We start from the raw sequence: 14,146 nt of genomic DNA, 5'->3' as shown, positions 1-14,146 counted from the left end.
TGAGAGGGGGTAGAATCAGTCGGCGACTGAAATGGTTTCAGTCCCTGACTCAAATGGTTTCAGTCGCCGACTGAATCACATTCACTCAGTGACTGAAATAAGTTGTGTTGGAAAGCCATCGGGGTTTCCGTCTGTTTTGTAAAATAAAATAGATAAAAACACGCGTGAAGGAACCTTTGTCGATGAGACGAGCCGGTCGCTTTCGAAAAAAAACGGCCGTTTTTTTGTATTGCTTCCGATTTCCATTATCTTTGTGCCTGAATTGGTTTCGGATGAACGTTTCCGTCATTCGGATTAAAAGGGAATCGGGTGCAAATCCCGGACAGTCCCGCTGCTGTGAAGCTCTGTTGAAATCTTGAAAAGAACCTTTGCCACTGATACGTGCGCTGTATGTATCGGGAAGGCTTCAAGATTAGGAGTCAGTCAGAAGACCTGCCATTCGTTAAATGCTGCCTTTGCTCGTGGGATTAGGAAGACAGCGCGTAAAAAACAAATAGTCGACATTCGGATCTGGAAGAGGTATGCTTGTGACAAGGTATGCCTATGACGCAGTGCATTGTCGGGGCATGTATGTGCCGGCAGTTGTATCGGACTAAGCTAAAACACGGCAATATGCCCATATAAATAGCTGTTTCAATGTGTAAAGTGCGTATCCCCGGAGAAGTGATTTCTGTGGGGATACTTTTAAAAAGATCTCAAAGCCCGATTATTGATTGTTTTACCATCTATATAACCAATGTAGCAACTATGGAATTATTAAGGAATCTTTTTGAAGGTTATCCCAATCTTTGGGGAGGCGGAGTGGCACATTCCGTTCTTGTTTTGTCGCTTGTCATCGCTTTCGGCATTATATTGGGAAAGGTGAAAGTGGCGGGCATTTCGTTGGGTGTCACTTGGATATTGTTTGTAGGCATTGTTTTCGGACATTTCAATTTGAATTTGAACGAACATCTGCTACACTTTCTGAAAGAATTCGGGCTGATTCTCTTTGTATATTCCATCGGCCTGCAAGTGGGACCCGGTTTTTTCTCCGCCTTCAGGAAAGGTGGGCTTACGCTGAACATGCTGGCGGTGCTGGCTGTTTTCGTCAGCGTGCTGACTACCGTCCTGCTTCATTTTCTTACGGATATACCCATTACCACAATGGTCGGCATCCTGTCCGGAGCAGTGACGAATACTCCCGGTCTGGGCGCCGCCCAACAAGCCAACAGCGACCTGACCGGAGTAGATGCGCCCGAAATAGCTTTGGGCTATGCCGTGGCCTATCCGTTGGGTGTCATAGGGTGCATCCTGTCACTGCTGGCGCTGAAATATCTGTTTCGCATAGATGCGGGCAGGGAAGAGGCGGAAGCGGAGTGCGGGTTGGGACATCAGCAGGAGCTGACGGTCAGCCCCGTCTCTGTGGAGATACGCAATGAAGCCATAGACGGCAAGAAGATAAAAGAGGCAAAACCGTTGCTGAACCGCGCGTTTGTCATCTCCCGCATACGCCATCACGGAGGCAACGGAGAAGCGGAACTGGCAAGTGCCGACACCGTGTTGCATGTAGGGGATGAGATTCTCTTCATTGCCGACCCCAAGGATGTGGAGGCCATTATTGCCTTTCTGGGCAAAAGAATCACGGTGGAGTGGGAGAAGGTGGACAAGAAACTGATATCCCGCCGTTTTCTTATCACGAAGCCCGAACTGAACGGGAAGTCGCTGGCGCAACTGAAGATACGCAAGAATTTCGGAGCCAGCATCACGCGTGTGAACCGTTCGGGCGTCGACTTGGTGGCTGCTCCGAACCTGCAATTACAGATGGGCGACCGGGTGACGGTTGTGGGCAGCGAGCTTGCAATGGGGCATGCCGAGAAGGTGCTGGGCAACTCGCTGAAGCGCCTGAACCACCCAAATCTGATTCCCATCTTTTTGGGCATTGCACTGGGTTGTATATTGGGAAGCATCCCCTTCATGTTTCCCGGCATTCCGCAACCCGTGAAACTGGGACTGGCAGGAGGGCCGCTTATCGTCTCCATCCTTATCAGTCGTTTCGGCCCGCGCTACAAACTGATAACCTATACTACGATGAGCGCAAATCTGATGATACGCGAAATAGGCATTTCACTCTTTCTGGCGTGCGTGGGACTCGGAGCAGGGAAAGGTTTTGTAGATACCATTATCCATGAAGGAGGTTATGTATGGATTGCCTATGGAGCCATCATTACAGTAGTCCCCCTGCTCATTGCCGGTATGGTGGGACGTTATTTCTGGAAGCTGAATTATTTTACGCTCATCGGTGTGCTTTCAGGCTCGAATACCAATCCGCCCGCACTGGCCTACTCTTCGGAACTGACCTCTTGCGATGCTCCTGCCGTAGGATATGCCACGGTTTATCCGTTGACCATGTTTTTGCGGGTGCTCACGGCGCAAATGCTGATACTGGCATTGGGATAAGGAGGTTTGAATTAAATGTTTTAGGGGAATCTGTCATCAATGAATCCAATAAAACAACGTGGAGAAGAGGAATACCAGCAGAATCATCAAAACCTCCGTGCGACGGTTGATACGGATGGCCGGCCGCATATCTTCTGTTGTTAACATTCGGGGGGTGATTCCGATGTAAGGTTTCCACACTTCTTCGCCAAAATAATCGTGAGGACCTCCGAAACGGCAGTTCAAGATACCTGCAAGAGCGGCTTCCGGATAGCCGGAGTTGGGACTGGCGTGCTGCTTGCCATATCGAGCTACGAAAGCAAGCAAAGAAAGTCGTCCGGCAACAAGTACCATCAGAAAAGCGGTCAGACGAGCAGGAATGTAATTGGCTACATCGTCCAGACGGGCGGCAAAACAGCCGAAGCGGCGGTAATGTTCATTCCGATAGCCTATCATGGAGTCCAATGTATTCACCATCTTATAGGCGAGCATGCCGGGAACACCCAGCAGCAGATACCAGAAAAGAGGAGCTACCACCCCGTCACTGAGATTCTCGGCCAGCGTTTCGAGGGCAGCCGTACGTACCTCTTGTGCCGAGAGCCGGGAAGTGTCGCGTCCTACAATACGGGCTATTTGCGTTCTTCCTTCCTCCAAAGAGCTATCCACAGCCCGGAATACCATGCGGACTTCACGAATCAAGGTAGTGCCTGCCAGACAATAGAATATCAAAAGGATTTGTAGGCTTAGGAGTAGTCCCGAAGAATAGAGGGCACTGAAGCGAAGCAGGAACAGCGTAAACAAGTAGACACCCACTACAAGAAACAGCGTGACGAGCATTCCTTTCAGACGTAAATGTGAACCATGATTCATCCGATGCTCAAGAAAAGAGATAGCTTTGCCGAAAGCTACTATGGGATGTGGAAGCCAAAGCGGATCGCCCAACAGTCGATCGACCAACCAAGCTGTGAGCAAAGGCAAATTCAAATTAAAGGAAATACCTAAAAAAATCAATAACTCTTCCATTTTCTACACGCATTGAGGTTCTTCTTCAATTATATTTTCATTTTCAGGATCGATTCATTCTTCGGCAAACCATTGCTCTATCGCTTTCACCAGTCGATCGTTCTCTTCGGGTGTTTGCGTAGCTATGCGGAAGAAGCGTTCGTCCAGTCCGTCAAAATTGGAAGCATCGCGAATCAAGATGCCATGCGCTTCGGCAAGATAATCTTTCAAGGCAGAAGCCTTGCCCGAACGGAGCCGTATCAGCATGAAGTGGGTTGCCGTGTCCCACACTTCAAGCCCTCCAAGAGTTTGGAGTGCAGCGTGCAAACGGCGCGTTTCTTGCAGATAAGTGGAAACGTCCGGAGCATCGGGAGCATCGTGCTCCAATAGATACAGTCCGGCTTCGATGGCTATCCGGTTCACCGACCAGGGCATGCGATTGGTGCGCAAGCGATGCAGCAGGTTGGAGGCTCCGGTGACATAGCCCAAGCGCAAACCGGGCACGGCATAACGCTTGGTCATGGAGTGAAGCAACAACACGTTGGGCCAAGCCATCGTCTCTGCCGGAGAGAAGAGGGGCTTCAATGTGAAGTGTTCGTAAGATTGGTCGATGACGAAGCACACTTGCCCATTGTGTTCGATGAGTTTCGCCAGATGCTCTTTCCCGACGACTTCCCCCGTGGGATTGTTTGGATTGCACAGCCACAGCATGCGCACCTCTTTTGGCAAGAGGTAATCCTCTTTTTCGTCAGGAATCCGATAAAGCGATACGACCCGATGCCCGTGCATGCGGCAGGCATCGGCATACTCGCTGAAAGTGGGCTGCAAGATAGCGGTATGCGTCCCTCTGAAAGTCTGGGCAATGAGATAGATGGCTTCGGTGGCGCCGTTTGTCACGCATACGGCATCGGCAGGAAGGCCATGGCGGGCGGTAAGGCGTGCTTCGAGGGTATAGGGTTCCGGTTCGGGATAAGACGAAAGGCAATCATCCGGCGCCTGCATGCCGCTTCCACGGATGCAATCGCACAGATGGGCTTTCAAGGCAGACAGGTCAGCCTTGCCGTATATGTTTGAACTGAAATTGGCCGTTATCGGGCGGTTGTATTTATATGAATCGTCTCCGTGTCCTTCAATCATGGTTTTCTGTCAGTATTTTGTAGACAAGCGTCATGTCGACATGACGGCGCACGTAGTCGGCCAGCTTATCGTATTGTTCTTCTTTAAATTTACGGTAATCGAATGCTTCGGTGGTTGCAGACAGTTTGCCGGCAAAGCGGTGCAACAGCAAGTCGATGAACTCCGGATTATCGAGTATGCCGTGAACGTATGTACCCATGCAGGTGTCGTCAACGGAGTATCCGTCGGCAGTACCGTCTTCCAGCAGGTTCAGAGGCGAGGCGAAGGCCCCTTTCACAGGGACTGTAGCTCCCATGTGAATCTCATATCCCGATAGCGGAAATCCCTCCTCCCTTCTCTGTTTTCCGTTTTCCGTTTTCCATTTTCCGGCTACCCTGAGTCGTATCTGTCTCGTCACCTTCTCTGCTGTCATGCGTGTGCTTACGGGCAGCAGTCCGAGGCCGGGCAGACGTTCTATGTCGCCTTCCACGTGTTCTGGGTCGAGCACCTCTTGGCCCATCATTTGATAGCCGCCGCATATACCCATGACGGTGGCTCCTTCGCGATGGGCGCGGATAATGGCGGCAGCCACACCGTTGCGACGCAGTTCATAGAGGTCGTCGAGCGTACTCTTGCTGCCCGGCAAAAGAATGATATCGGCTTTGGACAATTCATCCACATTATTGGTATAAAACAGATGTACGCGCGGGTCGCGTTCAAGCACGTTGAAATCGGTAAAATTACTGAGATGCCGGAGCAGGATTACGGCCACGTTCACCTTTCCTTGTTCGGCACGTACCGACTTGGAGGCCAATGCCACACTATCTTCTTCTTCAATATAGATATCTTTGTAATAGGGAACCACACCTATTACGGGGATGCCACAAAGCTCCTCCAGCATCTTGACACCCGACTCGAACAAGCGGATATCTCCGCGAAACTTATTGATAAGGATGCCCTTGATGCACCGACGTTCGTGAGGCCGAAGCAGCATCAGCGAACCGTAGACACTGGCAAATACGCCCCCCCGGTCGATGTCGCCCACAAGAATCACATCGGCTCCGGCATGCAATGCCATTGGGAGATTCACAAGGTCTGTATCCCGAAGATTGATTTCGGAGATACTGCCTGCACCTTCCAGTACCACCGGATTATAGCGGGCGGCAAGGCGGTTGTAAGCAGCGCAGACTTCACTGCGAAGCTCTTCGCGCCCTTCTTTGCGGAAATAGTCGTAAGCATTGCGGTTACCTATGGGACGGCCGTTAAGCACCACCTGCGATGTATGGTCCGATTGCGGTTTCAGCAACAGCGGATTCATATCCGTGTGACAAGGCACGCCGGCAGCCTCGGCTTGCACGGCTTGTGCACGTCCTATCTCCAGTCCATCGGGGGTGGCATAAGAATTCAGAGCCATGTTCTGTGCCTTGAACGGTGCCGGCCGGTAGCCGTCTTGCTTAAAGATGCGGCAAAAGGCGGCGGCAATGATACTCTTTCCTACGTCACTGCCTGTTCCGGCAAACATGATCGGATGAAGTTTCTCCATATTTTTCTGTTTAGGGAGGACAAAGATAATGGAAAGAAATGAAAGGGAAGGTGGAGCATGGGGAAATTTTAAACAGACTCTCAAGTACATAAACTTTATTGTAAATTTGAAGACTACGTTTAAAATATGTATTTTTGCCGACCGTTTGGATAAATCAACGAAAACTTTAAAAACAAAATAGAATGGCAGTAGAATTGAAAGACCTGACCAAGCGTAGTGAGAACTATTCTCAGTGGTATAACGAGTTGGTGGTAAAGGCCGATTTGGCAGAGCAATCGGCTGTGCGCGGCTGTATGGTGATTAAGCCTTACGGATACGCTATCTGGGAGAAAATGCAGCGTCAACTGGACGATATGTTCAAGGAAACGGGACACGTCAATGCTTATTTCCCCTTACTTATTCCGAAATCATTCCTCAGCCGCGAGGCGGAACATGTGGAAGGTTTTGCCAAAGAGTGCGCCGTAGTGACGCATTATCGCCTGAAGAACGACCCGAATGGCGGTGGAGTGGTAGTAGACCCTGCCGCGAAGCTGGAAGAAGAGCTCATTATCCGTCCCACGTCCGAAACCATTATCTGGAATACTTATAAGAATTGGATCAATTCATACAGGGATTTGCCTATCTTGTGCAACCAATGGGCCAACGTGTTCCGTTGGGAAATGCGTACCCGACTGTTCCTCCGCACTGCCGAGTTCTTGTGGCAGGAAGGGCATACGGCACACGCCACCCGTGAAGAAGCCGAGGCCGAAGCGGTAAAGATGCTGAACGTATATGCCGACTTTGCCGAGAAGTATATGGCGGTGCCCGTGGTAAAAGGTGTGAAATCGGCTAACGAACGTTTTGCCGGTGCGCTGGACACTTATACCATCGAGGCGATGATGCAGGACGGCAAAGCCTTGCAAAGCGGTACGTCCCACTTCCTCGGACAGAACTTTGCCAAGGCATTCGACGTGCAGTTCGTCAATAAGGAGAACAAGCTGGAATATGTGTGGGCTACCTCTTGGGGTGTTTCTACCCGGCTGATGGGTGCTCTTATCATGACCCATTCCGACGACAACGGACTGGTATTGCCTCCACATCTCGCCCCCATACAGGTAGTCATCGTGCCCATCTATAAGAATGCCGAGATGCTGGCAAAGATTGACGAGAAGGTGGCAGGCATTGTATCTAAGTTGAAGGCGATGGGCATCTCGGTGAAGTATGACAATGCCGACAATAAGCGTCCGGGCTTCAAGTTTGCCGATTATGAGGTGAAAGGTGTACCCGTGCGTCTCGTGATGGGTGGCCGCGACTTGGAGAACAATACGATGGAGGTTATGCGTCGTGACACACTGGAGAAAGAGACGTGTTCGTGCGAAGGGATCGAGGAATACGTAAAGAATTTGCTTGAAGAGATTCAGGCTAACATCTACAAAAAAGCCCTTGACTATCGCAACAGCCGTATCAGCAGTGCAGACAGCTACGACGAATTCAAACAGAAGATTGAAGAAGGCGGTTTTGTACTGGCTCATTGGGATGGTACCACCGAGACGGAGGAGAAAATCAAGGAAGAGACGAAAGCCACCATTCGTTGCATACCGTTCGAATCCTTTCTTCCCGGCGACAAAGAACCGGGCAAGTGCATGGTAACGGGCAAGCCTTCGGCCTGCCGTGTGATTTTCGCACGTTCCTATTGACACGATTTTTATTTCAGAAGCTATTCTTGAAGTATAAAATTCCGGCATTGCCGGTGTAGTATGCCTCGCGATATATGACAACTTCATTGAGATGTATCAAAGTATCTTTATGTTTTTTTAGTTACGATATATAACACAAGATGTTTTGCCGGAGATAATTCAAAATGCGGGGCACTTCTGAAAGGTTGTCGGTTGATTATATCCCTTTCTGATTATACCCCTTACTTGTTGTAGGCTTACGCTTGTACAAGCGCAGGCCTACACTTATACAAGTAAGGGGCTGTCTGAATGAACTGCACCCCAAAAGTTAGACACAAAACTTCTGGGGTGCAGTTCATTCAGACACTTTCTTTCTTATTTGGGAGCTTTTCTGTACAAATAAAACGCAATGAAAGCGTACAGCAGATTAGGAATCCAAACTGCAATAATTGGAGGCACATTTCCATTCACGGCGAAGGTAGAAGCAATGGTCTGGAAAAGGATATAAGAAAAACTCAGAGCCAAGCCTATTCCTAAATGCAATCCCATTCCTCCTTTTGTTTTCTTTGAAGACAAAGAGACACCTATCAGAGTTAAAATAAAAGAAGCAAACGACATGGCAACTCGTTTGTGGTATTCTATCTCAAACTCTTTGATGTTGGCAAACCCTCGTTGCCGTTGGCGATCTATGTATTCGCTCAGTTGAGGACTGGTCAACATCTCCTGCTGATTCTTCATGATAAGAAAATCGGCAGGTTCCATAAAAAGAACAGTATCTATTTGATCACCTTTTGTGATACTTTCCTTCATGCCATCCATTTGGCGAATCATGTAATCTTTAACAGTCCATTTATGTACGGAAGTTGTGTCATACGTGATGGAACGTGCCGTAAGATGAGAAATCAACTGCTTGTCATTGAACTTATCCAAAGAAAAGCGATAACCGGTTTTACTATAATCTTCAAAACGTTCGATATAGGCTATAACTCCCGTATCCACTTCTAACTGAATGTTTCGTGCCGTATTTGCTTTACGGGATTTATAATACTTATCTTCAAAATTGATACGTATCACACTGCCTTTAGGAATAACATAAGAACCTAAACCGAATGTCACAACCGCAATAATGGCCGCCGACACCATATACGGACGCAACATACGCTTGAAACTCATACCCGTGGAGAACATGGCAATGATTTCGGAATTTTCGGCCAACTTGGAAGTAAAGAAGATGACGGCAATAAATACGAACAGCGGACTGAACAGGTTGGCGAAATAGGGAATGAAATTTAAATAATAGTCGAAGATAATGGCACTCCACGGAGCTTCGTGAGACATGAAACGGTCCATCTTCTCATTAAAGTCAAATACCACCGCAATTGAAATAATCAATGCAATGGCAAATACGTATGTACCGAGAAACTTCTTGATGATGTACCAATCCAGCCGCTTCAAGAATTTACCTTTCGGCAGCTTTATATCTTCCCAGATTTTCCGATGCGTCTTTTTCATAATCTTGTCGATACACGTTTTACCATCATTGGTTTCCATGTAGCGAAGTCGCCGGCAATGATGTGTTTACGAGCTTCGCCCACCAACCACAAGTAGAATGCCAAATTATGAATAGATGCTATTTGCATGGCCAATAATTCTTGAGCATGAAACAAGTGGCGCAAATAAGCTTTACTATATAAAGTATCTACGTATGATGCACCGTCAGTTTCGATAGGAGAGAAGTCTGTTTCCCATTTTTTGTTGCGCATGTTGATGATACCGTCTTTAGTAAACAACATGCCGTTACGTCCATTGCGGGTAGGCATTACACAGTCAAACATATCGACTCCGCGCTCGATACCTTCCAGTATATTCACCGGTGTTCCTACTCCCATCAGATAGCGCGGTTTGTCTTTGGGAAGAATCCCGTTCACCAACTCTATCATTTCGTACATCTTATCTACGGGTTCGCCTACCGCTAATCCGCCGATGGCATTTCCATCGGCATCTTTGGAGGCCACGAACTCGGCAGATTGTGTGCGAAGGTCTTTATAGACACAACCTTGTACAATGGGGAATAATGATTGTCGGTATCCATATTTCGGCTCGGTCTCATTGAAACGTTTGATACAACGATCCAGCCAGCGATGTGTCAAGCCCAAAGATTTCTTGGCATATTCATAGTCGGAATCTCCGGGAGGACATTCGTCAAAAGCCATCATGATATCCGCACCGATAGTTCGTTCTATATCCATCACTTTTTCCGGTGTAAAGATGTGTTTGCTACCGTCGATATGAGAACGGAACTCTGCACCTTCTTCGCGTAGTTTACGAATGCCGGATAGCGAAAACACCTGAAAGCCACCGCTGTCCGTCAGCATAGGACGGTCAAAACCATTAAACTTATGCAGGCCGCCGGCTTTTTCAATCACTTCCAGTCCCGGACGCAGGTAAAGATGATACGTGTTGCCTAATATGATTTGCGCCTTTATGTCATCTTTCAATTCGGGTATGTGTACGCCTTTCACAGTCCCCACCGTACCCACAGGCATAAAGATTGGTGTTTCAATCTGTCCGTGGTCGGTCGTAATCAATCCGGCACGAGCATTCGTTTTGCTGTCTGTATATTGTAATTCGAACGTCATTCTTCTTTCTTCTCTTTTTTTATGGACAAGTCAATGGCATCGGCTACCTTTTCATCGGTCAAGGCAATGGCAAACACCTCTTTTATGTCTTTCACATAATGGAAAACAAGTCCTTTCAGATATATGTCTTGTATTTCGTCTATGTTCTTGCGATTCTCATCGCTTAAGATTATTTCTTTGATGCCGGCGCGCTTGGCAGCTAAGATTTTCTCTTTGATGCCGCCCACCGGAAGCACTTTGCCTCGTAAGGTTATCTCTCCTGTCATTGCAAGATTGGCTTTCACTTTTCTTTGCGTAAGTGCAGACGCCAGAGAAGTCGCCATCGTGATACCTGCCGACGGACCGTCTTTCGGAATGGCTCCTTCGGGCACATGTACATGAATATTCCAGTTATCAAATATTTCTTCTTCAAGATGCAATAGGGATGCATGTGCTTTAATGTATTCCAGCGCCAACATGGCAGACTCTTTCATCACATCTCCCAAGTTTCCGGTTAGTGTCAGACGTCCGCCCTTGCCACGGCTCAGGCTGGTTTCCACAAAGAGAATTTCGCCACCCACGGCTGTCCATGCCAAGCCGATTACCACGCCGGCATAATCATTGCCTTGATATTTGTCGCGAGTGTATTCCGGTGACCCAAGAAATTCATATAAGTCTTCCGGTTTTATTTCGGCCTTCGTAAAGTAACCGTCCGTAGCATATTGACGTGCTGACTTGCGAAGAATCTTTCCGATTTTCTTTTCCAATTCACGCACACCGCTTTCACGAGTGTAATTCTCTATGATGCTCTCCAGCGTATTCTTCGGAATCTTGATGTCGTTCTTCTTCATGCCATTGGCTTCCAACTCTTTCGGAACCAAATGACGGCGAGCGATCTCTATTTTCTCTTCAGTGATGTATCCGCTCACCTCAATCAGCTCCATACGGTCGAGCAATGGTGCGGGAATGGTATTCAGGTTATTGGCTGTGGCAATGAACATAACCTTTGACAGGTCATAATCCACATCCAAGAAGTTGTCATGAAACGTTGTGTTTTGTTCCGGATCAAGTACTTCAAGCAGGGCAGAGGAGGGGTCTCCTTGACGGTCGGCTCCCACTTTGTCTATCTCGTCCAAAATAAATACCGGATTGGAAGAACCGGCTTTTATCAAGCTTTTGATGATTCGTCCCGGCATTGCTCCGATATATGTCTTGCGATGCCCTCGAATCTCGGCTTCATCGTGTACTCCTCCTAAGGACATGCGGATATATTTTCGTTTCAAAGCTGCTGCTATAGAACGTCCTAAAGATGTTTTTCCCACGCCCGGAGGTCCATACAGACAGATGATGGGGGCTTTCATATCACCTTTCAACTTCAGTACGGCAAGATGCTCCAGAATACGCTCTTTCACCTTTTCCAGACCGTAATGGTCTTTGTTCAGCGTTTTTTCGGCATTGGTAAGATTCAGATTATCCGCGGTATATACGCCCCACGGCAGAGAAAGCATTGTCTGCAAATAGTTCAGTTGCACGCTGTAATCCGGAGATTGTGAATGTGTCCGTTCCAGTTTATCTACTTCTTTCAGGAAAACATCCTTCACTTCTTTACTCCACTTTGTGGTCTCTGCTTTCTTGCGCATTTCTTCAATCTCCTGCTCCTGACCACTGCCTCCCAGCTCATCTTGGATGGTTTTAATCTGTTGTTGCAAGAAATATTCGCGTTGCTGCTGGTCTATGTCTTCCCGTGCGCGCATTTGTATCGATTCCTTTATCTCGGCCAACTGAACTTCACGATTCAGTATTTCGAGCAAGCGATAAGAACGTGCTCGCAATGAGTCGATATGCAACAGTTCTATCTTTTCATCTTTCTTAAGCGGAAGATTCGTGCAGATGAAGTTGACAAGGAACATGGGATTGTTGATATTCTTGATGGCAAATGCAGAGTCTTGCGGAAACATCTCGGACGATTTGATGTAGCGTACGGTTAAATCTTTGCACGCCTCTACCAACGCCTGAAACTCTTTATCCTTTTTGTCCGGTAACTCATCGTTCAATGCATCTATGCGTCCTTTCAAGTAGGGAACCGTATCCGTGATTTCTTTCAATTCCATGCGTTTGGAGCCTTGAAGAATGACGGTAGTGGTCTGATCCGGCATTTCAAGTACACGGACTATCTTGGCAATAGTGCCTACGGTATGCAAATCTTCAAACAATGGAGCCTCTGTCTCGGCTATCTTCTGGCATACTACGGCTATGTAGGAGTTTCTTTTTTCGGCTTCACGTACCAACTTGAGAGACGACTTTCTCCCCACAGATACCGGCATAAACACGCCCGGAAACAATACCATGTTCCGGAGAGGCAATATCGGCAATATTTCCTTAACCTCAATATCCATCAATTGCTCTTCGCTCCCTTCAAAATCGGCAATTACAGAGAAAGCGTTTTCACTTCTATTTTCGATATCACTCAGATAATCTCTTTTCTTCATTTCTTTCTTTTTAGTTTATGTCATACTGACAGGCCAATAAAGCGCCTGCAAAGTTAATCTATTTCTTCATAATAGGAAGTTATTCGTTCTTTAAAAAGACAAAAACCGTACCATTTTTGCGGCGGTTTTATAGGCTTTGATTATTTTTGAGCCGGATTTTAAGAAGATAGATATGTCGAATTCGTCTTTTCAGTTCAAAGAATTTACTGTTTTACAAGATAAATGTGCCATGAAAGTCGGTACAGACGGTGTGCTTTTAGGAGCCTGGGCACCGATGAACGATGTTAAATGTGTACTGGACGTAGGAACCGGTACAGGCTTGATTGCCTTGCAATTAGCTCAACGTAATAAGCAGGCTAGAATTATAGCCCTCGAAATCGATTTTGCCGCTGTAACACAAGCCACAGAAAATGTATTCCGTTCTCCGTGGGCCGACAGAATAAAAGTAATATGCCATGATTTTCAAACATACAATCCGGAGAATAAATTTGATCTCATAGTATCTAACCCTCCTTATTTTGTAGATGCCATGAAATGCCCTGACAAGCAACGATGTATGGCGAGACATGCAAGCGGATTGAACTACATCTCACTCTTCCGGAAGGCGGCACGTTTATTGACAGAAGGAGGAATGATAAGCATCATCATTCCATCAGAAGCAGAAAAGATGGTGATGGATGCGGCATGGGACAGTCGCCTTTTTCCATTGCGCCGGATGCTGGTTTTCACCAAACCCGGAAAACCATGTCGACGCATTCTGTTAGCCTTTAGCTTTCAAGAAAAAGAGTGTGTACAAGAAAGCCTATGCATCGAAACAGAGTATAATGAATATACAACAGAATATATCGCTCTGACAAAAGACTTTTATCTGAAAATGTAGATAGAATCTTATCCTGCGCATATCCCGGGTTTCGGGTACATATAAAGCTGCAATTCGGGATAAGATATATTAAAAAGAAAGTCACATATTGACAAAGAAAAAGTGTTCTGCCGGAATCGGTTGCAAAACCATTCATGCATCCGTACAAGGAGTCTTGTATATAAAAAATACTTCATGATATCTCTCTTGATTTGTCGTTACTAAAAGCTCTCTTGATTTTTACTAAGAAGTGATTTAAACTAATTGATCAAATGATAAACAGCGTACTAATAGCTAAAATTGTTATATTATGGGTGAGCAAACTCATTCATAACAACATCCCCATGTACGCTTTGTTGGACAAAGATACAATAAAAAGTGAAATATTGCCTCATTTATGTGTGGGCAAACGTGGTTTCGTAACTCAAAGTAGTCTTGTTGAAATCGTA

Annotated in this window: 9 protein-coding genes, 1 pseudogene and 1 riboswitch; of the genes and pseudogenes, 4 read left to right on the top strand and 6 right to left on the bottom strand. The window is 46.9% G+C overall.

Annotation, left to right across the window (positions count from 1 at the left end; all coding sequences use genetic code 11):
* Window positions 1-246 precede the first annotated feature (246 nt).
* Window positions 247-454, top strand: a riboswitch (cobalamin riboswitch).
* A 293-nt stretch (window positions 455-747) separates the two neighbouring features.
* On the top strand, window positions 748-2,436 hold the full coding sequence (locus EV202_RS06145) for a putative transporter (protein WP_106068727.1): 1,689 nt from the start codon (window positions 748-750) through the stop codon (window positions 2,434-2,436).
* 36 nt (window positions 2,437-2,472) lie between these two features.
* Here the strand turns inward: EV202_RS06145 and cbiB are convergent, their stop codons facing one another.
* Genes cbiB through EV202_RS06130 form a run of 3 tightly spaced genes read right to left on the bottom strand, consistent with a single transcriptional unit; the run spans window position 2,473 to window position 6,076 of the window.
* A complete protein-coding gene (gene cbiB / locus EV202_RS06140) occupies window positions 2,473-3,438 on the bottom strand; it encodes an adenosylcobinamide-phosphate synthase CbiB (RefSeq protein WP_131926125.1) in 966 nt (321 codons plus the stop codon).
* A 54-nt stretch (window positions 3,439-3,492) separates the two neighbouring features.
* Entirely contained in the window at window positions 3,493-4,554 is a 1,062-nt protein-coding gene (locus EV202_RS06135) for a threonine-phosphate decarboxylase (protein ID WP_131926123.1), read from the bottom strand.
* Complete coding sequence (locus tag EV202_RS06130; protein ID WP_131926121.1) at window positions 4,547-6,076, bottom strand: cobyric acid synthase; 1,530 nt, start codon at window positions 6,074-6,076, stop codon at window positions 4,547-4,549. The genes EV202_RS06135 and EV202_RS06130 overlap by 8 nt, the downstream gene beginning before the upstream one ends.
* A gap of 182 nt (window positions 6,077-6,258) precedes the next feature.
* Between EV202_RS06130 and proS the strand changes: the two genes are divergently transcribed.
* Window positions 6,259-7,752, top strand: a complete 1,494-nt coding sequence (gene proS / locus EV202_RS06125) for a proline--tRNA ligase (protein WP_106068731.1) — start codon at window positions 6,259-6,261, stop codon at window positions 7,750-7,752.
* A 354-nt stretch (window positions 7,753-8,106) separates the two neighbouring features.
* Here proS and EV202_RS06120 read toward each other — a convergent pair whose 3' ends face one another.
* The 3 genes from EV202_RS06120 to lon are packed head-to-tail and all read right to left on the bottom strand — an operon-like array spanning window position 8,107 to window position 12,838.
* Window positions 8,107-9,243: an LptF/LptG family permease gene (locus EV202_RS06120; protein ID WP_106070455.1), complete on the bottom strand. Its 1,137-nt coding sequence runs from the start codon at window positions 9,241-9,243 to the stop codon at window positions 8,107-8,109.
* On the bottom strand, window positions 9,240-10,370 hold the full coding sequence (tgt, locus tag EV202_RS06115) for a tRNA guanosine(34) transglycosylase Tgt (RefSeq protein ID WP_125240134.1): 1,131 nt from the start codon (window positions 10,368-10,370) through the stop codon (window positions 9,240-9,242). The genes EV202_RS06120 and tgt overlap by 4 nt, the downstream gene beginning before the upstream one ends.
* The gene (gene lon / locus EV202_RS06110; protein WP_131926119.1) at window positions 10,367-12,838 is read right to left on the bottom strand and encodes an endopeptidase La; all 2,472 of its coding nucleotides are present in this window, start codon (window positions 12,836-12,838) and stop codon (window positions 10,367-10,369) included. Before lon ends, tgt begins: the two co-directional genes overlap by 4 nt.
* Before the next feature lie 172 nt (window positions 12,839-13,010).
* Between lon and EV202_RS06105 the strand changes: the two genes are divergently transcribed.
* The gene (locus EV202_RS06105; protein ID WP_106070456.1) at window positions 13,011-13,718 is read left to right on the top strand and encodes a tRNA1(Val) (adenine(37)-N6)-methyltransferase; all 708 of its coding nucleotides are present in this window, start codon (window positions 13,011-13,013) and stop codon (window positions 13,716-13,718) included.
* A 251-nt stretch (window positions 13,719-13,969) separates the two neighbouring features.
* Window positions 13,970-14,146: pseudogene (locus EV202_RS15255) on the top strand (IS5/IS1182 family transposase); the annotation flags it as partial.

The organism is Prevotella heparinolytica, from assembly GCF_004342845.1.
GTDB classification, from domain to species: domain Bacteria; phylum Bacteroidota; class Bacteroidia; order Bacteroidales; family Bacteroidaceae; genus Bacteroides; species Bacteroides heparinolyticus.
The sequence above is the reverse complement of the archived record's forward strand: the minus strand, read 5'-3'. Positions and strand labels throughout refer to the sequence as shown.

Bases quoted from the DNA above. Each gene is read 5' to 3' on its own strand.
- EV202_RS06145 (WP_106068727.1), top strand. From the start codon at position 748: ATGGAATTATTAAGGAATCTTTTTGAAGGTTATCCCAATCTTTGGGGA.
- cbiB (WP_131926125.1), bottom strand. From the start codon at position 3,438: ATGGAAGAGTTATTGATTTTTTTAGGTATTTCCTTTAATTTGAATTTG.
- EV202_RS06135 (WP_131926123.1), bottom strand. From the start codon at position 4,554: ATGATTGAAGGACACGGAGACGATTCATATAAATACAACCGCCCGATA.
- EV202_RS06130 (WP_131926121.1), bottom strand. From the start codon at position 6,076: ATGGAGAAACTTCATCCGATCATGTTTGCCGGAACAGGCAGTGACGTA.
- proS (WP_106068731.1), top strand. From the start codon at position 6,259: ATGGCAGTAGAATTGAAAGACCTGACCAAGCGTAGTGAGAACTATTCT.
- EV202_RS06120 (WP_106070455.1), bottom strand. From the start codon at position 9,243: ATGAAAAAGACGCATCGGAAAATCTGGGAAGATATAAAGCTGCCGAAA.
- tgt (WP_125240134.1), bottom strand. From the start codon at position 10,370: ATGACGTTCGAATTACAATATACAGACAGCAAAACGAATGCTCGTGCC.
- lon (WP_131926119.1), bottom strand. From the start codon at position 12,838: ATGAAGAAAAGAGATTATCTGAGTGATATCGAAAATAGAAGTGAAAAC.
- EV202_RS06105 (WP_106070456.1), top strand. From the start codon at position 13,011: ATGTCGAATTCGTCTTTTCAGTTCAAAGAATTTACTGTTTTACAAGAT.